13 protein-coding genes are annotated in these 21,572 nt (G+C 37.4%); 6 read left to right on the forward strand and 7 right to left on the reverse strand.

Annotation, left to right across the window (positions count from 1 at the left end):
• Positions 1-240 precede the first annotated feature (240 nt).
• Positions 241-1,683 carry an APC family permease gene (locus tag ACN1CD_RS14920; RefSeq protein ID WP_419131182.1) on the reverse strand — a complete coding sequence of 481 codons (1,443 nt, stop codon included), beginning with the start codon at positions 1,681-1,683 and terminating at the stop codon, positions 241-243.
• A gap of 959 nt (positions 1,684-2,642) precedes the next feature.
• On the opposite strand from ACN1CD_RS14920, the gene ACN1CD_RS14925 reads away from it, so the two are divergent.
• The 4 genes from ACN1CD_RS14925 (at position 2,643) to ACN1CD_RS14940 (ending at position 8,553) form a co-directional block, all read left to right on the forward strand.
• Complete coding sequence (locus ACN1CD_RS14925; RefSeq protein ID WP_419131183.1) at positions 2,643-4,889, forward strand: sodium-translocating pyrophosphatase; 2,247 nt, start codon at positions 2,643-2,645, stop codon at positions 4,887-4,889.
• Positions 4,890-5,002: 113 nt separating this feature from the next.
• Positions 5,003-6,478 (forward strand): amino acid permease, encoded by a 1,476-nt coding sequence (locus ACN1CD_RS14930; RefSeq protein ID WP_419131184.1) that lies wholly within the window; start codon positions 5,003-5,005, stop codon positions 6,476-6,478.
• Positions 6,479-6,572: 94 nt separating this feature from the next.
• Positions 6,573-7,907 (forward strand): porin, encoded by a 1,335-nt coding sequence (locus ACN1CD_RS14935; RefSeq protein ID WP_419131185.1) that lies wholly within the window; start codon positions 6,573-6,575, stop codon positions 7,905-7,907.
• A gap of 79 nt (positions 7,908-7,986) precedes the next feature.
• Positions 7,987-8,553 (forward strand): MarC family protein, encoded by a 567-nt coding sequence (locus ACN1CD_RS14940; protein WP_419131336.1) that lies wholly within the window; start codon positions 7,987-7,989, stop codon positions 8,551-8,553.
• 444 nt (positions 8,554-8,997) lie between these two features.
• On the opposite strand, the gene ACN1CD_RS14945 is transcribed toward ACN1CD_RS14940, so the two are convergent.
• The 5 genes from ACN1CD_RS14945 to ACN1CD_RS14965 form a co-directional block, all read right to left on the reverse strand.
• The gene (locus ACN1CD_RS14945) at positions 8,998-10,161 is read right to left on the reverse strand and encodes an RsmB/NOP family class I SAM-dependent RNA methyltransferase (protein WP_419131186.1); all 1,164 of its coding nucleotides are present in this window, start codon (positions 10,159-10,161) and stop codon (positions 8,998-9,000) included.
• 15 nt (positions 10,162-10,176) lie between these two features.
• On the reverse strand, positions 10,177-11,388 hold the full coding sequence (locus ACN1CD_RS14950) for an ABC transporter substrate-binding protein (protein ID WP_419131187.1): 1,212 nt from the start codon (positions 11,386-11,388) through the stop codon (positions 10,177-10,179).
• A gap of 106 nt (positions 11,389-11,494) precedes the next feature.
• On the reverse strand, positions 11,495-13,024 hold the full coding sequence (gene guaA, locus ACN1CD_RS14955) for a glutamine-hydrolyzing GMP synthase (RefSeq protein ID WP_419131188.1): 1,530 nt from the start codon (positions 13,022-13,024) through the stop codon (positions 11,495-11,497).
• 188 nt (positions 13,025-13,212) lie between these two features.
• Positions 13,213-13,677, reverse strand: a complete 465-nt coding sequence (locus tag ACN1CD_RS14960; protein ID WP_419131189.1) for a deoxycytidylate deaminase — start codon at positions 13,675-13,677, stop codon at positions 13,213-13,215.
• A gap of 64 nt (positions 13,678-13,741) precedes the next feature.
• Positions 13,742-15,349 (reverse strand): MFS transporter, encoded by a 1,608-nt coding sequence (locus tag ACN1CD_RS14965; protein ID WP_419131190.1) that lies wholly within the window; start codon positions 15,347-15,349, stop codon positions 13,742-13,744.
• 151 nt (positions 15,350-15,500) lie between these two features.
• Between ACN1CD_RS14965 and ACN1CD_RS14970 the strand changes: the two genes are divergently transcribed.
• The gene (locus ACN1CD_RS14970) at positions 15,501-16,127 is read left to right on the forward strand and encodes a LysE family translocator (RefSeq protein ID WP_419131191.1); all 627 of its coding nucleotides are present in this window, start codon (positions 15,501-15,503) and stop codon (positions 16,125-16,127) included.
• Between the two features lie 529 nt (positions 16,128-16,656).
• On the opposite strand, the gene ACN1CD_RS14975 is transcribed toward ACN1CD_RS14970, so the two are convergent.
• Complete coding sequence (locus tag ACN1CD_RS14975; protein ID WP_419131192.1) at positions 16,657-18,558, reverse strand: amidophosphoribosyltransferase; 1,902 nt, start codon at positions 18,556-18,558, stop codon at positions 16,657-16,659.
• Positions 18,559-18,773: 215 nt separating this feature from the next.
• Here ACN1CD_RS14975 and ACN1CD_RS14980 point away from each other — a divergent pair, with 215 nt between their 5' ends.
• Positions 18,774-21,572, forward strand: coding sequence for a TonB-dependent receptor domain-containing protein (locus ACN1CD_RS14980; RefSeq protein WP_419131193.1), 2,799 nt, complete (start codon positions 18,774-18,776; stop codon positions 21,570-21,572).

Here is a 21,572-nt window from a genome sequence, read left to right on the forward strand (position 1 = left end):
TAAAATGTTGAAAAATCATATCATTTGAAGTTCAACACCTACAAGATTGTAGAAAAATAGTTTAAATAACAGACATCTAAATGGTATTCATATTCCTCAAATTGTATACAAATTTATGTAATCTCATAGAAAGAATTAGATTGATCGATGGCCTTGAATTGATTTTTTTCAAAAAAAATAGGCAGCATTGATTATGCTACCTATTACAGACTGATCGTTCAATTTAATAAAAATTAGTAGCTAATGCTTCGCACTTTTTCTATTAATCAAAAAATAAACAGGAACGCCCAATAATACAATGATAAGACCAGGCCAGGTATATTGTTGTTTATAAATCAGGAGCAAAATACAAAATGCGGCTCCTATTAATAGGTAAACAATCGGCGTAACTGGATACAACCAGGTTTTATAAGGTCTTTCCAAATCAGGCTTTTTTAGCCTTAAATAGATCACACCAAACACAGTAATCATATAAAATAATACAATTACAAAAGATATCATATCTAAAAGATTACCATACTGACCACTTAAACACAGAACAGATGCCCAGATTCCTTGCATCCAAAGTGATTTTTCCGGAACTCCATTTTTATTATTTTTAATAGCAGCTTTAAAAAACATCCCATCCTGTGCCATGGTTTGAAAAACCCTTGCACCCGCCAGTACAATACCATTAACGCATCCAAAGGTCGAAATCATTACCAACACCGCCATCACAATAGTACCAATTCCACTGCCAAAAATTTGCTCGGAAGCTACAACAGCAACTCTATCATTAACGGCAAATGCGATGCTATCCCTGTTTAAGGTATTGAGGTAAATAAAATTAACCAATAAATAAAGGATCATAACTGCTGAAGTACCCAAAACCATAGATCTCACCACATTTTTTTTAGGGTTTTCGATCTCTCCGGAAATAAAGGTTACGTTTTCCCAGGCTACGCTCGAAAATACAGAACCAACCATTGCAGCAGCAATCCCACCCATTATTGTCATCCCAGAAATAGACTCCCATCCGGCTTTCATTAAATTCCCGCCAGCATCAGTTTTCAGATTATTGAAAGCGCTCCAGCCAAACTTCATATTATCAGCCCAAAAACTGTTTTTCACTAAGAAAAAGCCCAATATAATTAAGCCGATTAAAGCGATAATTTTAGATCCTGTAAAAATATTCTGCAGCACTTTACCGCTCTCTACACCTTTTGTATTAATATAAGTGAGCAGAAGAATCACGAAAATAGCCAAAATCTGTATCCAGGTAATTTTATAACCACCACTTTGAAAAATCGGGGCAGCATCATTTAAAGCTGGGATTAAATAGGCTGTAAATTTACCAAAGGCTACCGCAACTGCTGCAATGGTGCCCGTTTGAATTACGGTAAACAACCCCCAGCCATAAAGAAACCCCATCATTTTACCGAAAATCTCCTTCAGGTAAGTGTATTGACCACCAGCTTTAGGGAACATAGCAGAGAGTTCGCCATAAGAAATAGCAGCCGCAACAGTCATTACTGCAGTAACCACCCACACTACAATTAACCAATAACCAGAGCCTAAATTTCTCATAATATCGGCACTTACTATAAAGATACCGCTACCGATCATTGAACCCATTACCAGCATTGCAGCATCAAAAAGACCTAGTTTTCTTTTAGAAGCCCCTGCTTCATGTAGTTTTTCCATTTTTTAGTTTAGTTTGTTGCTTTAGTTTGTCGCTAATTTATTTATAATAATAGAAAAATGAACCTGTTGCTTTGTATTATTTTAATAGAAACCTGAATTCGATTAATAATACGTATTAAAATACCATTTGAACGGTCTATTTTCGTTTTAACTATCTGCCCTTTGAATACCCTAAACAGGAACTAGCGTGTAGACCCCATTAATTTATAAAGATTTCTCGTCCGCTCTTTGCCGCGGAGGCATGGTAATTTTTCACAGTTAATATTGTTTTTAGCGGTGTTCAAGAATGCTGCGCATTTTGGAGCGCCAAAGTACCCAAAGCGCTTTGTCAATCCAGCTATGGGCCTTTCACACTTATCCTACACACATCAAAAAAACATCGGCACTTCGTTTTGTGTTCAGAATTATTTTAAGCTTCGAATCTGCAATGATGAACACAAAACCATTGCGTTCCAGGTTTGATAGTGCAATATTAAACTATTGTACAACTGTTTTTTTGATTTCCTTGGCCCTTGGGATTGACTGCGTTCTTCGGTATAGTCTGTGTTTTTATTAAAGTTAGTTAGCAAAATGCCTAGAAAATAAACCATGAAAATATGTTCACACGATCGTGCAAAGGAAATGGCGATCGCAATTCTCATCTTTCAGAAGGATGATCGCAGACCGGGGTGTAAAAGCTGTAAATAATGATTGAACTTTGGCTATAAGAAAAATCAAGTCGAGATTGATTAAATAATAATTGTACGATTGCTTTCTAAATAGATCAATAAATAAGCTCAACTGCACTATAATTCATCGCTGCTATTATTCAAAATTTCACGCATTCAATAATTTCATCATAAGGAAATAAAATTATTATATTGCTAATCAATAACCAAATTTTCAAAATCAGTGTTCTGCTAGGGATGAGCATAGCATAAAGAAGCTGATAGATATGAACCAATAACCAAATATTAACTATGAATTTTTTACAAGACAATTTAATTTACAGTATTCCGGCGCTGGGCCTCGTTGGAATAATTGTTATGATGATTAAAAGTGCATGGGTGAACAAGCAGGATGCAGGCGATAAAAACATGCAGGAACTTGCTGGCTACATTGCTGATGGCGCCATGGCTTTTTTAAAAGCAGAATGGAGGGTACTCAGCATCTTCGCTGTTTTCACAGCCGCAATTTTAGCTTATTCCGGAACAATTACAGAAATTAATGGTGTTCCCATGCATTCCAGCTGGATCATTTCCATCTCTTTTATTATTGGTGCCGTATTTTCGGCAACTGCCGGGTACATCGGAATGAAATCCGCAACTAAAGCCAATGTGAGAACCACTCAGGCAGCCAGAACAAGCCTAAAACAAGCACTTAAAGTTTCATTTACCGGCGGAACAGTGATGGGATTAGGCGTAGCCGGATTAGCCGTTTTAGGTCTCGGTGGTTTGTTTATTGTTTTCTTACAACTGTTTCATGTTACCAATGCAAATAGTGTGGAGATGAGAACGGCCATCGAAGTGCTCACTGGTTTTTCTTTAGGTGCTGAATCCATTGCACTATTTGCACGCGTTGGGGGCGGTATTTACACCAAAGCAGCAGATGTTGGCGCAGATTTAGTTGGAAAAGTAGAAGCCGGAATACCCGAAGATGATGTTCGGAATCCCGCTACCATTGCTGATAACGTAGGTGATAATGTAGGTGACGTAGCAGGTATGGGCGCCGATTTATTCGGATCTTATGTAGCCACTATTTTAGCCACCATGGTTTTGGGTCAGGAAATAACCGTTACAGATAAATTTGGAGGAATGTCTCCTATTCTACTTCCAATGGTTATTTGCGGTTTAGGCATAATATTTTCTATCATCGGAACCTGGTTTGTAACCATTAAAGATGACAAATCGAATGTTCAAACGGCACTAAACCTTGGCAATTGGTCATCAATTATCATAACGGCAATAGCTTCTTTTTTTATTGTGAAATGGATGTTACCAGAAACCCTGAGTCTTCGCGGTTACGCGTTCACCAGTATTAATGTTTTCTATGCGATTATTGTTGGCTTAGTGGTAGGTACCATTATGAGTATAGTAACTGAATATTTTACCGCCATGGGAAAAGGACCGGTAAATTCTATTATTCAGCAATCCTCCACCGGGCATGCCACGAATATCATTGCTGGTTTATCGGTAGGGATGAAATCAACTGTAATACCAATTTTGGTTTTAGCCGGAGGGATTATGGCTTCTTACCATTTCGCAGGTTTGTACGGAGTGGCTATTGCCGCCGCAGGTATGATGGCCACAACAGCCATGCAACTGGCCATCGATGCTTTTGGCCCGATTGCGGATAATGCAGGTGGCATTGCCGAGATGAGCCAACTTCCTCCCGAGGTACGGGAACGGACTGATAATCTTGATGCTGTGGGTAACACAACTGCTGCAACGGGTAAAGGATTTGCCATTGCATCGGCAGCACTAACATCACTGGCTCTATTTGCCGCCTTTGTTGGTATTGCCGGAATTACTGCAATCGACATTTATAAAGCTCCGGTACTGGCAGGTTTGTTTGTTGGTGGAATGATTCCTTTCATTTTTTCTGCGCTTTGTATTCAGGCAGTGGGTAAAGCAGCGATGGATATGGTGCAGGAAGTTCGCCGTCAATTTCGGGAGATCCCAGGAATTATGGAATACAAGGCAAAACCTGAATACGATAAATGTGTAGCCATTTCTACAAAAGCCTCCATTCGAGAAATGATGATGCCAGGTGCAATCGCATTGATTTCTCCAATTATAGTTGGATTTACTTTTGGTCCTGAAGTTTTAGGCGGATTACTGGCAGGCGTTACGGTAACCGGCGTTTTAATGGGTATTTTCCAAAGTAATGCCGGAGGAGCCTGGGATAATGCTAAAAAGTCTTTTGAACAGGGGGTGATGATCAACGGAGAAATGTTTTATAAAAAATCGGAGCCGCATAAAGCATCTGTAACCGGTGATACAGTTGGCGATCCATTTAAAGACACTTCAGGTCCTTCAATGAATATTTTAATCAAATTAATGTCGATCGTATCACTCGTTATTGCTCCATATATTGCTGTCAAAGCAGTTACAACAGTAGATAGAGTGGAAGTTCGTAAAGAAATCAGCATTCAGGAGAAAACCGACCGCCTTGGTAACAAAATTACGGACACTTTAACTAATACTATCGATACGTTGCGTAATTAACAGTAAAAACAAAGATATAATGGTACTGAAAAGGGATTTTGGCTAAAATCCCTTTTACATTTCCGTAATTTTTATTTAGGTTTGGAGCTGAATAATCTAAACAAAACTATAATATGGGTTTATTTACTAAAAAGCCGATGCATCTATTGCTTGAAGAAGCAGGTGATTCTGGAAAAGGCTTAAAGCGTACACTTAGTGCAGGTGCATTAGTCGCACTGGGTGTAGGAGCTATCATTGGGGCTGGTCTATTTGTCCGCACGGCTGCTGCGGCAGCACAAAACGCCGGACCATCAGTTACCATCGGATTCATAATAGCTGCAATAGGATGTGCCTTAGCGGGATTATGCTATGCAGAATTATCTTCATCTATTCCAATCTCTGGTAGTGCCTATACTTATACCTATGCAACTATGGGTGAGCTTATGGCTTGGGTAATTGGCTGGGATTTAGTACTCGAATATGCTGTAGGTGCTGCAACTGTAGGTATTGCCTGGAGTGAATATTTAAACAAACTACTAGTCGAAGTATTACATGTATCACCCATACCATACGAATGGTGCCACTCGCCTTTTCAATCGCACCCCGACGGAACAGTAAATGGAATCATCAATCTTCCAGCTTTATTCATTGTAGCTTTATTAAGTTTACTTTTAATTAAAGGAACATCAGAATCTGCTTTTGTAAACGGTATTATCGTAATCACCAAGGTAGGTATTGTAATTTTAATTATTATTTTGGGTTGGAGCTTTATTCACGAATCAAACCACCATCCGTATATTCCAGAAGCAACAACATATGTAGACCATGCTGGGATTAGTCACAGTTTTGGTGGATTCTGGGGGGTAATCGGAGCAGCCGGAACAGTTTTCTTTGCATTTATAGGTTTTGATGCTGTAAGTACTGCTGCACAAGAAACTAAAAACCCTAAAACAGCAATGCCAATTGGTATATTGGGTTCATTAGCGGTTTGTACCATATTATATATTCTTTTTGCCCATGTATTAACTGGTATCGCTCCAGTAGAATTTTTTAGAACTAAAGGAGGAGAAGCTTCTGTAGTAGCTGCGATTAGCGAATATATGACTGGTTATGATTGGTTAGCTAAATTAGTTACAGTGGCAATATTAGCTGGTTTCTCATCTGTAATTCTCGTAATGCTTTTAGGTCAAAGCCGAGTATTTTATTCTATGAGTAAAGATGGTTTATTACCTAAAATGTTCAGTGAATTACATCCTAAATTTAAAACACCTTACAAAGCAAACTTAGTAATCCTGGTAATTGTGGGTTTATTTGCAGCTTTTATTCCTGGAGATGTAGTTGGAGATATGACTAGTATAGGTACATTATTTGCTTTTATGCTAGTTTGTATTGCCGTAATTATCTTAAGAAAAACAGATCCGGATCTTCCTCGTCAATTCAGAACACCGTGGGTACCTTTAATTCCAATTCTTGGTGTTGCCGCCTGTGGTCTAATGATTCTAGGCTTAGGCTGGACCAATTGGCTGAGACTATTTGGTTGGTTAGCACTAGGGTTTATCATTTACTTTGGATATAGCAAAAAGAATTCTCATTTGAAGGACGTTAAGTAAGTCATCTTTTAATTATTTAAATCCCCGACCAAAAATCGGGGATTTTTTTATGTTAAATAATTGTTAATAAATTACCTTTGCAAAAAAATCAGAAATGAAGTCCATTCTACCGTTAAAAAGTAAGCCTTTAATTGCTTTCGTTTTCATATTGTTCGCTACAACGACTACCTATGCACAAAGAACAATTAACGATATAATGGATTCCACTGTAGTAAATCATCTACTAATCATTTCTAAAAAATATGGATCACTATCTTTTAGTGGCTACCTGCAGCCGCAATATCAGGTTGCACAATCTAATGGTACACTGGCTGAATATCAGGGTGGAAATTTTGGTGAATACACCAGTAATCGTTTTAGATTAAGACGTGGACGCTTACGTGCCGATTATATGTTGATGGATGATAATAACAATCCATCTACATACTTCGTGCTCCAGTTTGATGGAACTGAACAAGGTGTTAACGTAAGAGATTTCTGGGGACGTTACTATGAAAATAAATGGAAATTATTTTATATAACAATGGGGCTGTCTGGCCGCCCATTTGGAAATGAATTACAACTTTCTTCCGCAGGAAGGGAGGCTCCTGAACGTGGCCGCATGTCGCAAATTTTGATGCGAACAGAACGTGATTTAGGTGTTACCTTCACATTCAATCCCCGTTGGAAAGACACAAAACTCAAAAATATCGTTTTTGATGCTGGTATTTATAACGGACAAGGTTTAGCGGGTCCCGCCGAATTTGACAACAGTAAAGATTTTATTTTCAGATTAAGTCATAAAACCTACGTGATCAAAAGCATCCCATTATCCATAGCCGGCGGAGTCAGTACGTTACAAGGTGGCTTAAACCATCGCCTGCCAGTGAGCTATAAAATGGAACAAAGCAATCAGGTATGGAGAATGGCGAAGGATTCTTCTGCTAACACCATCAATGCAGTTGCTCCACGAAGATATTATGGTGCAGATGTACAGTTTGCAACCACATCTAAAAGCTGGAAAACAGAGTTGCGGGCAGAAGTTATTTCCGGGCTTCAAACATCAACGGCAACCACATCGGCTACACCAGGCTCCTACCCTACTGACAGCCAATCAGTTCTTCTTCCATATTATACCAGAAATTTTAGTGGCGCATACTTAACTTTCGTTCAGACTTTGAATAGCACGGATAATCAACTCATTCTAAAATACGATTATTACGATCCAAATACTAAGGTAAGTGGAATGAATGTAAATGCTAATCAAGGCTTAACAGCTGCCGATGTTCGTTTTGATACTTTCGGTTTTGGTTTTTTACACCACTTCAATCCACACTTTAAAGCCGTAATTTATTATGATATGATTAAAAACGAATCGACTGAAATTTCGGGGTATGAAACGGATAGAAAAGATAATGTGTTTACCTTACGTACGCAATTTTACTTCTAATAATAAAATTCTACACTGAAGTTTTAGCACAAATTGCGCTACCTTTGCCTAAAATTGCGCTGGTATGAAACTTGATTTTATGAAATTCGATTTAAATCAGATCCTCACCACAACGATGGTTATTTTTGCCATTATTGATATTTTGGGATCTATTCCTGTTGTAATTCAATTAAGAAGGAAAGCTGGCCACATTGAGTCAGAAAAGGCCTCAATCGTAGCTACTGGATTAATGATTTTATTTCTTTTTCTAGGCGAATCGCTACTGAAAGTAATTGGCCTGGATGTAGAATCTTTCGCAATTGCAGGTTCAATCGTAATTTTTTGCATCGCGATGGAAATGGTTTTAGGCTTAACTATTTTTAAAGAAGAAGCACCTGAAACAGTTTCAATAGTTCCACTTGCATTCCCATTAATTGCCGGCGCAGGTACCATGACCACACTACTTTCGCTCAAAACTGAATATCAAACACAAAATATTTTAGTGGGAATTATCTTGAATATGCTTTTCGTTTATTTCGTGTTAAAAAATACGGAAAGACTGGAAAGACTTTTTGGTAAAACAGGCTTAAACATCCTCCGTAAAGCTTTCGGAGTGATTTTACTAGCCATCGCCATAAAACTGTTTAGAAACAACACAGGCTTATAGAAGTCAGCAATAGTATCAACATTCTGCAATCACTTGTAACAATAAATGCGCCTCTTGGTCAAAGAATAAATCTAACCAAGGATGAACAGCTTTGAGGAATATACATTAGTAATCGGCGCAGTAGCCATTCTGATTGAGGCGATTAAATACCTTAAAAAAAATTTAAAAGGATTTTTTGAGCAGGGTTAACAGAGATTTACATTAATTGTCTGATTCGTTTGTCGTTGTTCGTCTTTAGTCTCTCGTTGTTCGTTTATCACACGCCCTGTAAGAGATCGTCATTGCGAGGTGCGAAGCAATCTTCAAGCGATCGCAATATTCATATTGGCCTAACCGTCCAAAATTGTAAGATTGCCTTTTGTAATGACGGATTTTTAACCAAAACAAACGACTAAGTGAATATTTCACTACCCCCCTAAACTGCTAACCCTCTAACCATTAATTCTACCCCTTTTTAATCCACCTGGCAACAAACATCGTATCAGCTTGATTTTTATATCCTTTGATCAATTCCATTTTTTCCAGTTCCAAAGGTAAAGTACTTGTTAAATGCTTTACAATTTCTTCGTTTTCCGCAGCAAAAGCCGAACAAGTAATATAAACTAACGGTTTTCCTGGTTTAAGATATTTAATAACATTCTGTGCAATAGACTTTTGAATATTAGCAAAAAAAGCAATTTTCTGTTCAGTAAAAAAACTGAGCATTTCTGGAGTTCTGCCCCAGGTTCCGGAACCTGTACAAGGCGCATCTAAAATAATCCCGTCAAACTGATAATGATGTAATACCTGGTCATTATTCTTTAAAAGATCAAGTTCCTTTTTATGGTATTTTTTAATGCCTGCCAAACGAAAACGTTCATCAAGATTCTGCAATATGCTTTCACGCAAATCGCTGACAAGCAATTCTATGACAGGCTCTAAACTATGCAAAAGCAGGGTTTTTCCGCCAGATGCGGCACAGCAATCCCACCATTTCTCCCATTTTTTGGGCTCGAAATAAGTACCGGTATGTTGAGAGGACAGATCCTGAACCTGATAAGTTCCTTCCTTCAAAAATGTTTCTAATTTAGTTCCGTTAGCTAAGGCTAAAGCCGTTTCGTTAATGACTTTCACTGATATCTCTTCTTTCTGAAGTTGGGAAAGAATTGTTTCCTGATCCTGAGCAGCTACCCGGATAAATAAATCTGGTTGTTTAAAAAACGAGGTAAAAAACTCATTTTGATCAATATCTGCAGATAAATGAGAATGATAAGGATAAACATCTTCCAGATTAAAATCTAAATATGTAGCTTTTATGAAATTTAGTTTTTCATTTAAAGGTGCAATGATCTGATTGGTCCAATCCGGAAATTTCTGTTCCACAACAGAACTCAGAGTTTCATGGCAAAGAAAATCAGCTATGCATAATCGTTCCTCATTACTCAGTGTATTTAGTGCTTTACCCAACCTAAAAAAACTATAAATGTGACGAGTTGCCCATCGCCTGTCGGATGAACCCATTTTCTTATTTTGCTTGAAATATGCAGGCAAAAAACGATGTAAGGGCAAAACTCCATCGTAACTTTTTAAAATTTGCTCAAAGGCGCTCAGCTGGTGAATGGCTTTCATAAATGAGGGAATAACTTAGTTAACAATTTCTAATGCAAAGTTTTTGTATTTCAATAGCATTAAACTGGTGTTAATGTAACCTAATTTTTCGTCATGAATAAAAGAAAATGTATTGTGAAGGCCTTTATATTTTTCTTTAGTGAGGTATTCGCGGTATTCTTCGCCATGATCGCTTAATAGTTTGCCGAAATAATAACCTACATCGAAGCCTTTGAAAGCATATTCGCCAGGTTCAAATCCATACTTATAGCGATACTTTTTAATGAAACCAATTACTGAAGAATTTTTATAATCTATTTTGTAGGAAGAAGTAATGATTGTATTTAATGCCTGAATTTTATCTGTAGGGTAATTTTGTTTTACCCAATTCGGATGACCAAATAAATCGATGCTATAACCACCTGAAGCCAAATTTTTAAGTTTATATAACTTTTCAATTGTTGGCAAAACAAAAGCACGGTCTGCAGATGCCACCACTATGGCATATCGCTTTCCTTTTTGCATTTTGGTTTCAAACGTAAAGGCTGATGCATATTCCTGAACCAGAAACTTACCGTTATCCTTAAGATACGCCCGAATTGGAGCTGCAAAGGCTTCATCATCTGTTTTTTTAGGATTGATGATCACTACAATAGTATTCGCAGGATTGAAATTTTTCGAAATATAGGTTCCAATTCTTTCTCCATGTATTTCAATATTATTTACGATAGATACAAGATTCGGATTATTAAATTCAGCAGGATTGGATGCCGCCAGTGGTGATACGATTGTGCTATTATTCTCCTTTGAGTAATTGGAAATATATTTTAATCCGGCAGGAAAAACAGGCCCAATAATTAGGTTACTCTGCTTAAAACGTTCGTTTTTGTAAAGAAGAGAAATGTGGGCATTGTCGTCCTGCGTATCGAAAACATTTAGTTTAAAGTTTAATCCTGATGCCGCCGCAGAATCTAACCCAAGTTTGAATCCCTGATAAAAATCAATCGGCATAGCTAATTTTTCAATATCAGATTTTGTTGCCGTTTTTAAGTTTAACTCGTCTAATTTAAAAGGAACTAAAAGAGAAACATTCGCCTGTGAAAACTTTTTGGCTGGTTTTTTCTCTTCAGGCTTTTCTTTTTCTTTCGGCTTAGGGGTATCTTTTTTTGTTGTTCTAACTTTTGGTGAACAGGCAGCTGTAAACAATACCAGCAGCATCAAAATCCAATAATTCCTTTTTAAATTCATATGTGTTCTTTTAACAAAATATGCCGGCAAATGTTTAATCTGCCAGCATATTCCTATTATTCTTTAAATTAACTCCCAACTTAGGACTCAATACTCTGAACTAATTTTATTCCCACTCAATTGTTGCTGGCGGCTTAGAGCTAATATCATAAACCACCCTGTTAATTCCCTTAACTTTGTTAATAATTTCATTAGAAATTTTTGCCAGTACCGGATAAGGCAAATGACACCAATCTGCAGTCATACCATCAAGCGATTCTACTGCTCTTAACGCAATCACATTTTCGTAAGTACGCTCATCGCCCATTACCCCTACAGATCGTACAGGTAAAAAGATGGCACCTGCCTGCCAAACCTGATCGTAAAGACCAGCTTCTTTTAAATTATCGATGTAAATCTTATCGGCATCTTGTAATATGGCCACTTTTTCTGGCGTAACCTCTCCAATAATACGGATTCCTAAACCTGGACCAGGGAAAGGGTGTCGGCCTAAAATAAACGTTTCTAAACCTAAAGCTTTACCCACTCTCCTCACTTCATCTTTAAACAAAGTTTTAAGCGGCTCTACCACTTTAAGTTTCATAAAATCGGGTAAACCACCCACATTATGGTGCGATTTAATGGTAGCCGACGGGCCATTTACCGATACAGACTCGATAATATCAGGATAAATTGTTCCCTGAGCCAACCACTTTACATCTTGAATCAGGTGCGATTCTTCGTCGAAAACTTCGATAAATACACGCCCGATAATTTTACGTTTTTGCTCAGGATCTTCTACTCCAGCCAATTGGCCCAAGAATTTATCTTTAGCATCTACACCTTTAATGTTAAGGCCAAAATCTTTATATTGTTCTAAAACACTTTCGTATTCGTTCTTACGCAATAAACCATTATCTACAAATATACAGTGCAGGTTTGTTCCGATCGCTTTATGCAATAATACCGCGGCAACACTGCTGTCTACCCCTCCAGAGAGCGCTAAAACAACCTTATCATTACCTACAGTAGCTTTAATATCAGCTATAGTGGTATCAACAAAGGCTGTAGAAGTCCAATCCTGACTACAACCACAAATATCAACCAGGAAGTTTTCTAAAAGAACTTTTCCGTCGATACTGTGGGTTACTTCTGGGTGAAATTGAATGGCGTAGGTATCTGAATCTTTAATATGGTATGCAGCAACTTTAACGCTATCGGTACTGGCGATTAATTCGAAATGATCTGGAATGCTGGTAATGGTATCACCATGGCTCATCCAAACCTGAGAATCAATATTGATTCCTTTAAATAATTTATTCTCCTGGTTAACGAAACTTAGGTTTGCACGACCATATTCACGAGAGGAAGAAGGCTGCACATCGCCACCAGCATGTTGGGCAATATATTGAGCACCATAACAAACCGCCAATAAAGGATATTTTTTATGGTATTTACTTAAATCTATTTGAGGTGCATCATCCTGACGAACTGAGTATGGACTACCTGAAAAGATAACACCTTTTACATCTTCGGTAATCTCAGGAAGATTGTTGAATGGATATATTTCACAGTAAATATTTAGTTCGCGAACTCTCCGGGCTATGAGTTGTGTAAACTGCGAACCAAAATCGACGATAATGATTTTTTCTTGCATCCGCAAAAGTACCAATTAGATACGAGATTTGAGAGGGAAGATTTAAGATTTTAAAGATAATTTAGTAAATGATTTTTAAGCGATTAGTTGGTTTAGGAGTTTATTCTAAATCTTCGAGTAACCAATTTAGAGGCTAGTATTGTTTAGAGTTTCAGTATTCCATCTCGACGACTTCCCAACTCCACCACCTACTCTGCTACACCAAACAACTTCACTTCTACCCCAAATTTCCTCAAAAAATCCACGCCTTCATCACTAGTCAAACCTTTATAAGCGGCATAAGACTTTGAATAATAAACTAACTTAATACCAGAAGATAAAATCAACCTTGCGCAAGCGATGCATGGTGATAACGTAGTATACAAAGTACAACCTTCAATTTTGGATCCATTTTTAGAAGCATACAGAATGGCATTTTCTTCAGCATGGAGCGCCAGCGAACAACTTCCTTTACTATCCCGTGCGCAACCATGCTCTGGCCATTCTTCATCACAATTATGAGTTCCTGCCGGAGGACCATTATAACCGATCGAAATGATCCGTGTATCTTTAGTTAACACCGCACCGACATGGGCACGAACGCAATGCGAACGGGCAGCCAGATCGGTAGCAAGATTCATAAAAATGGTATCGAAACTTAATTTATCAGTCATTTGAAATTAATAAAAAAGCCACAGCGAATCAATCACTGTGGCTGCAAAATTACTTTAATTAATATTAATGTCCGCCTTCAGCAGTAATATTTTCTACGTCAATTCCCTGCTTTTTAAGTTCACCGCTTACTTTCCAGGCGAAGAAAATCAGATAGGCAAAACCAAGAACCGGAATGATGTATGAATGGTGAATCCCTGCGCTATCGGCAAGTTCTCCCTGAATTGGAGGGATAATAGATCCGCCTAAAATCATCATAATTAAGAATGAAGACCCCTGTGAAGTATATTTTCCTAAGCCTGTAATGGATAAAGAGAAGATAGATGGCCACATAATTGAGCAACATAAACCACCACTTACAAAGGCAAAGATGGCAACATGTCCGGTTGTCATTAATCCGATAATCATGGCAACTGCGCCTAAAGTACCGAAAATGGCAAGTGTTTTTGCAGGCTTCTCCTGACCAATAAATACCGCAGCGACCATTACAGCAACACAAACAGCATAAACATATAAGTTACCTACATCAGTACCAGTTGCATGGTTTACACCTAAGATGATTCCAAATGCAACAAATGGAACAATAATGGTTAAAATATTTTTAACTGACTTACTCAGGTTGAATGCACTTACTGCTCCCGCCCATCTTCCAATCATCATACTTCCCCAGTACAATGAAATATACGGTTTAATATCTGCATCGTTTAAGCCTCCAAAATCAGGAAGTTTCAACAAAGCCCCCAAATTACTTTGAATGGTTACTTCTGTACCCACATACATGAAGATCGCAAGCATCCCCAAAACCAATTGTGGATATTGCATAGCTCCCCAGCTTGAGGCATTCTCTTTTTTTGTAAAATAACCGAATAATAATGCGGCTAATACGATCACTAGCGATGAATAAACGAAAATTGAAGCGCTTATTCCGGTTAGATTAGCTAACGGACTTGCAGCAGCCACCATCAAAAAACCAATAATCATTACCACCAATGGCCCGGTTGGTTTGCTACTGGCTTCAATTTTTTCCGTACTGGTTACATCTGGAAGCTTAGAAATTGCAAAGAATATGGCAACGGCTAAAAATAACCCAGCTAAAATGTAATAGAGGTTGTTGATAGAGGAGATTTCTACCACCTTCGCAACAGCATCATTTGCAGTGCCAAAAAGCACAACACTTACAATAACTGGCCCCATTAAACCCCCAAAATTATTAATACCTCCTGCAAGATTCAACCGGTGTGCCCCACTTTCTGGCTCTCCCAGTGCTACAACAAATGGATTTGCTGCCGTTTGCTGCAATGAAAAGCCTAATGCAATTACGAAAAAGGAGAATAAAATAAACAGAAAAGAGCCCGAGTGAACAGCTGGAACCATTAATAAGGCACCTCCAGCGGAGATAATCAGACCAGCGATGATCCCCTTTTTGTAACCTATTTTGTTAAGAATATCTACTTTAGTGGCCTGAGAAGCAAAATACAGAATTAGCGATCCAATAAAATAGCCTCCATAAAAAGTAAAATCGATGAGTTGAGATTCAAATTGCGTTAATTTAAAATGAGTTTTACAAAAAGGGATAAATATGCCGTTTGACGCAGCAACAAAGCCCCAAAAAAAGAATACGGTGATGATCGTATACAACGCCGTACCATAATTTTTTGTAGTTTCTTTTGACATTTCGTTTTAAGTGTTTTTAGTTTTAGTGCGGATAAACATAAATAAAAAAAAATTAAAAAACCGTAATTTTTACACACCCGATCTAACAAAAATAAATGTTACATGTTTAGGTATAAAGTTGCATATTCGCATATTATAAACAATACAATACATGTTTGAAGCCATATTATTAGGTATTGGGGCAGGGATTATTTCGTCGTTTTTAACAGGTCCGGTATTTTTTGCAATGATAAAAACCAGTATAGAAAGAGGCTTTTTGGCTGGGTTTTCTTTAGCTATTGGGGTAATAATTAGTGATATAATATTAATTGCACTGGTTGTTTTTGGGAGCCAGTTTGTTGATTACAAAGCCAGTTTTGATAAATATGTAGGTGCTATTGGCGGCGTATTTCTACTCGCCGTGGGGATCTATTATCTTGTTTCCAAAATTAAGGTTCATTATGATAGTTCTACACTTCAAAAAGTAAGTAAAAGAAGTTACGTATTGAAAGGATTTTTAATGTGCATCCTCACCCCTTCTACTTTAATGTTCTGGATTATTGTAAGTGGGATCATTTCCGTAAAACTTAATAACATGTTAAATGAAAAACTCGTATGTTTTTTTATTGCCATGGTTACTCAGTTAAGTATCGATGCTACAAAAAGTTTCTACTCCAGCAAACTCCGCTATAAAATTAAAGAAGATGCACTGAAAACACTAAATAAGATAGCTGGTGTTATTATTATATTTTTCGCCTTTTGGCTTATCTACAAAACTTATATTCAGTTCTACGCTTAATATTTTAATTCTGCTGTAATAACATTATTTAAGGATTCTTTTTGTAACAAGATGAATCGTCATTGCGAGGCACGAAGCAATCTATTCTGCAGGTAAGACTAGCTTTTTCAGTTTCGACTTTAGTTTTTATGCTTTTCTAAAAGCAATTTGTATCGTAGCTGTGAAAGATCTGCTTCGCAAAGACGGTTTTTTCTTGGAGATGAACTAAACGAATCGTCTTGCTGACCTGTAGCGCAGCGGAAAGCTACGCAGTAAATTTAGTTCAGCATCTATTTAGATAAGATCCTGAATCAAGTTCAGAAGGACGATTCTTCTAGCAAAATCGTTATTGCGAAGCCAATTACACTGGATAAAGAAATCTATTTAGTAGGACTTTCTGGTGAGATAGATCGCTTCGTCGTACCTCCTCGCAATTGTGACGACTTACCTATTGATCATACTTCAACAAGACAAACCCAATTCGAATCAACAAAAATGGCCCATAAATTATATGAGCCATTTATTATTATATAATTAAAGAATTTGTTCTTTAATATGCACGCTGATTATTTCCTTCTTTCCAGTTTACAAAAGCTTTATTTACCACTTTGTTACCACCAGGAGTTGGATAATTACCAGAGAAATACCAATCTCCTTTATTCTTCGGACAAGCCTCATGAAGGTTTTCTAAACTTTGATAAATCACCTCTACCTCAGCAACTGTTCCTTTCGGCGTGATAATCTGAGCAATTTTTGCTGAAATTTCTTCAGGTGTAAAAGGTTTATAAATCTCTTTTACGTGATTTACAATTTGCTCTTTAGGAAGAAATAATGAAGCTTTACATTTCGTGTAAACATCTTCAATTACCTGCCACATGCCCCTTTCTGTAAGCAACTGTATCGCTGCATCGAAGGCTACAAACTGCCCCATTCTGCTCATATCGATACCATAACAATCAGGATAGCGAATTTGAGGGGCAGAAGAAACAATAATAATCTTCTTTGGATGTAAACGATCAACGATCTTAATAATACTTTGCTTCAACGTCGTTCCGCGGACAATTGAATCATCAAGCGCTACTAAAGTATCTTTATGATTGTTGATTATTCCATAAGTAGTATCGTAAACATGTGCAACCATCTCACTACGATCTGCATCCTGAGTAATGAACGTTCTTAGCTTCACATCTTTAACGGCCAGTTTTTCAACCCGTGGCGCCATCGATAACAAATCATCCAGTTGTTCATCTGTTAACTGCTCTTTCCGGTGTAAAAGCGTATCTTTCTGATGCTTACGCACATACTGCTGAACGCCCTCTACCATCCCAAAAAATGCTACCTCAGCGGTATTCGGAATGAACGAGAATACGGTGTTTTTTAAATCATAATTAACAGACTGCAGAATCTTTTCGCTTAATAAACGACCTAACTGTTTACGTTCACGGTAGATTTCTACATCACTGCCTTTAGAAAAATAAATACGTTCAAAAGAACAGGAAAGTCTTTCAGTAGGCTCACGGAATTGCTCCATGCTCACCTCGCCATTTTTCTTAATAATTAGAGCATGACCAGGATCAATCTCTTTCACATCTTTAAACTGGATATTGAATGCAGTTTGCAATGCTGGTCTTTCTGATGCCGCTACCACGATTTCATCATCATAATAGTAGTAAGCCGGGCGAATCCCTGCCGGATCACGCATAATAAATGAATCACCATTACCAACCATTCCGCAGATAGAATAACCACCATCCCAGGTTTTAGCCGAGCGGCGAAGAATATTCGCAATGTCTAAGTGGTCGGAAATTTTGTGCGTAATGGCAATGTTATCATGTCCTTCTTTTTTATACTGATCGAAAAGTTCTTGATTCTCATCATCTAAAAAGTGACCAATTTTTTCCAGAACGGTAACCGTATCTGCTTTCTCTTTCGGATGCTGACCTAATTCATATAATTGCTCTAATAACTCATCAACATTGGTCATGTTAAAGTTACCGGCAATTACCAGGTTACGTGTCATCCAATTGTTTTGCCTTAAAAAAGGATGGCAATTTTCGATGCTGTTTTTACCGTGCGTACCATAACGCAAATGGCCCATTAACACTTCGCCGATAAAGCTTACATTGTCTTTGAGCCATTCTGTATCCTGCATTAATTCAGGAGTATTTTCTTGAATATCTACGAACTTATTCTGAACGTATTCGAAGATATCTGCTACCGCATTCGAAGCCATGCTCCGGTATCGGCTAATGTACCTACTGCCTGGTTTCATATCCAACTTAATGGTTGCAATACCTGCGCCATCCTGGCCCCGGTTATGCTGTTTTTCCATTAAAAGGTATAATTTGTTAAGGCCGTAAAGTGCTGTACCGTACTTTTGCTGGTAGTAAGAAAGTGGTTTTAACAGGCGAATAAAAGCGATTCCGCATTCGTGTTTTATCTGATCACTCATTGTGTGGGTTATGAAGGCGCAAAGTTATCCTTTTAAATACTCACAACCTAAACAAAAGTGTTTTCTTTTGTCACGAAGCGGTTAATTTGGATTAATTACATCAAGACGTAATTGTAACTTCTATTGATTGTATTATTATCTATAATTAGTCTAAATAAATTTGATAGTTAGTGTAAATTGTACACATTTGCAGAATTATTAAGATTTAGTCTAAATTGAAGAAACTTTACATTTCACTATTATTGGTTTTGATTTGTTTCGCCGGGATGGCGCAAATTCGAAACGTGGTCACTGGAAAAGTAGTTGACCCTCAAAATAAGCCGTTAGAGCTTGTTAATATTAAGGTTATTGAAACCAATCAGTATGCAATAACTGATCGATCTGGAGTTTTCAGAATCAATGGTTCTGAGGTCAACAACCTGCTAACACTCGAATTCTCTTACATCGGTTATCAGAAATTAAGATTGCCAATAACAATTAAAGCTGGCGAAACCAACCTTGGCAACATCCAACTAAAGGTGCTTGATTTAAGTTTAGAAAACATTGAGATTAATGCTAAGCGAAACTATTCAGGTTCTACTAACTCATCGTTAATCATTACCAGAGATTTGATTGAGCAGACACCTGCATTGAGCGTAAATGATTTATTAAATCAGATTCCGAACAGGAAAATAACGGCACCTTCTTTACAAAGTGTACAAAATATTAACTTAAGGGCAGCTTACGAACCTACCACAACTGGTAAAGGCGCATTCGAATTAAATAATGCTTTTGGTGTGGCCATCATTATGGATGGAAATACCATTAGTAACAATGCAAATATGCAAAGTTATAATCCAGGTAGAATTGGTGGAGTTGGTAGTTCATTTATATCAGGATCTTACACCAGTTTACGTGGTATAAATAGGCCATCACTAAATGGAAACGACCTAACCTCTTATTCCGGAGATTATACTTTCGGCGGCACCGATTTACGACAAATACCTGCAGATAACATTGAAAGCATTGAGGTAATTGCAGGTGTTGCACCTGCAAGGTATGGAGATTTGACAGATGGTGCTGTAATTATAGAACGCCAGGCAGGTAAAGCGCCAGCTTATGTTCGTATGCAGTTAAGAGATAATGCTACCAGTTATGGTTTTTCTAAAGGTTTTGAATTGAGCCCGAAACTAGGTGCTTTAAATGTGGGCATAAACTATGTTAATTCCTTTCAGGATAACCGCGATAAATTAAAAGCTTATCGTAGGGTTAACACCAATGCCATGTGGACCAATACTTATGGAAAAACCAGGCAACTAAAAAACACTTTTAGTGTAGATTATGGCAGAAACTTAGATGGTATAAAACAAGATGCAGATGATCCTGTAAGTACAAAAACAAGGTTTGATAGCTGGAATGTTAGTGTGGCCAATAGAAGCAATTATCGCATAGAAAAGGGTTTCTTAAAAAATATCAGTTTAAATTTAAGATATGCTGAAGGCCATCAGGTGAGTTATGAAGAACAATTGGTTAATGAGGCTTATGTATTATACAGTACAGCAACTACTACTGGTATACATGAAGGAACTTATGATTCGGGTGTCTACACTGCGAAATCATTGATTGATGGACGACCGATAACTGCTTCAGCTTTACTTGATTTTACAGGCGGCTTTCGTACAGGCAATCTTGTCCATAACCTTTCTTTTGGTACAAGCTTTACTTATAGCGCAAATAAAGGCCTGGGCCAAACCATCAATCCAAATGAACCAAGATCAGGAACAAGGGTTGCAAATACTTCTTTAGGTTCATCAAGCTCTGAGCGTTATTATGATTTTAGTTTGGCATTGGCACAAAAGGATTTAGGTTTTTATATAGAAGATGTTTTTACTGCTAAATTATTCGGTAAACCATTAAACGTTAGAGCAGGTATTCGTTCTGATATACAAAACAGTTATACTTCTTTATCTCCAAGAACAAACCTCAATTACGAAGTAAGTAAGAGTTTAAGATTTGGTGTGGCTTACGGCTTATCATATAAATCACCTGGCTTGGCACAGCGTTTCCCTGGGCCAACATTTTACGAAATACCCTTACTAAATGCCTATAACGGAAAGGTAAATGAAAGTGCTTATTTACTTTATTTAGAAAGATATGTACCAACGAATGAGGGCTTAAAACCCTCTAGAAGCGAAAGTTTGGAACTATCAGCACAAATCAAAATAGATAAATTCAATTTATCAATATCTGCATTCAGCAAAAAATCAAGAGATGGGATTACCACTGTCCAAGACCTAAAAAGCATAGAATTACCTATCTATAAAGCTACAATTAATGCAGGGGCCAAGCCAACTATCACACAAGACGGCACCAAACCTTATTCAATAAATTACTCTACTTTCAAGAATGATTTATCATCTGATAACCTGGGATTTGAAGTCATATTAAATACTCCGGAAATTGAAGAAATCAAAACATCATTTAATATCAGTGGTGGTTTATTTAAAACTACTTATGGCTCAATATCAAATACTTTAGGTAGTAAGGTTCCTGAAACCATACCAACCGACCCAAATTATGCCTATATAGGTGTTTATACACCTATTGATAAAAAATCTTACTTCAGTAATGGTCGCGTTACAAGTGTAACCCATATCCCAAAATTAAGTTTAGTGGTATCATTTATTGCAGAGTTCGATCTCCTGAATAAAAATGTTACTAATCCAAATGCCAGAATTCCAATTGGTTACTACAACAGGTTTAATCAATATACTGCAATTACAGATTTCGACGTCAACAATGCTTCTTATGGCCACTTACTGATATCACCACAAGAATTATCTGTAAATGATCTTCCACGGGTAATCGCAAACTATCACTTAAACATTGCCAAAGAGATCAAAAAACGTTTCAAGTTTGCCTTTAATGTTTACAATGTATTTAGCCATCAGCCTTATTACACCACATCGGTAGGCACTTACAAATACCCTAATAATGTTCCAACCTTTGGAGCAGAATTATCTATTAAATTATAG

Origin of the sequence: Pedobacter sp. N23S346 (genome assembly GCF_048515415.1) — a bacterium.
In the GTDB taxonomy this organism is placed as follows: Bacteria; Bacteroidota; Bacteroidia; order Sphingobacteriales; family Sphingobacteriaceae; genus Pedobacter.

What these genes read in the sequence shown, in the direction of transcription:
- ACN1CD_RS14920 (WP_419131182.1), bottom strand. Translation starts at nt 1,683, where the DNA reads ATGGAAAAACTACATGAAGCAGGGGCTTCTAAAAGAAAACTAGGTCTT.
- ACN1CD_RS14925 (WP_419131183.1), top strand. Translation starts at nt 2,643, where the DNA reads ATGAATTTTTTACAAGACAATTTAATTTACAGTATTCCGGCGCTGGGC.
- ACN1CD_RS14930 (WP_419131184.1), top strand. Translation starts at nt 5,003, where the DNA reads ATGGGTTTATTTACTAAAAAGCCGATGCATCTATTGCTTGAAGAAGCA.
- ACN1CD_RS14935 (WP_419131185.1), top strand. Translation starts at nt 6,573, where the DNA reads ATGAAGTCCATTCTACCGTTAAAAAGTAAGCCTTTAATTGCTTTCGTT.
- ACN1CD_RS14940 (WP_419131336.1), top strand. Translation starts at nt 7,987, where the DNA reads ATGAAATTCGATTTAAATCAGATCCTCACCACAACGATGGTTATTTTT.
- ACN1CD_RS14945 (WP_419131186.1), bottom strand. Translation starts at nt 10,161, where the DNA reads ATGAAAGCCATTCACCAGCTGAGCGCCTTTGAGCAAATTTTAAAAAGT.
- ACN1CD_RS14950 (WP_419131187.1), bottom strand. Translation starts at nt 11,388, where the DNA reads ATGAATTTAAAAAGGAATTATTGGATTTTGATGCTGCTGGTATTGTTT.
- guaA (WP_419131188.1), bottom strand. Translation starts at nt 13,024, where the DNA reads ATGCAAGAAAAAATCATTATCGTCGATTTTGGTTCGCAGTTTACACAA.
- ACN1CD_RS14960 (WP_419131189.1), bottom strand. Translation starts at nt 13,677, where the DNA reads ATGACTGATAAATTAAGTTTCGATACCATTTTTATGAATCTTGCTACC.
- ACN1CD_RS14965 (WP_419131190.1), bottom strand. Translation starts at nt 15,349, where the DNA reads ATGTCAAAAGAAACTACAAAAAATTATGGTACGGCGTTGTATACGATC.
- ACN1CD_RS14970 (WP_419131191.1), top strand. Translation starts at nt 15,501, where the DNA reads ATGTTTGAAGCCATATTATTAGGTATTGGGGCAGGGATTATTTCGTCG.
- ACN1CD_RS14975 (WP_419131192.1), bottom strand. Translation starts at nt 18,558, where the DNA reads ATGAGTGATCAGATAAAACACGAATGCGGAATCGCTTTTATTCGCCTG.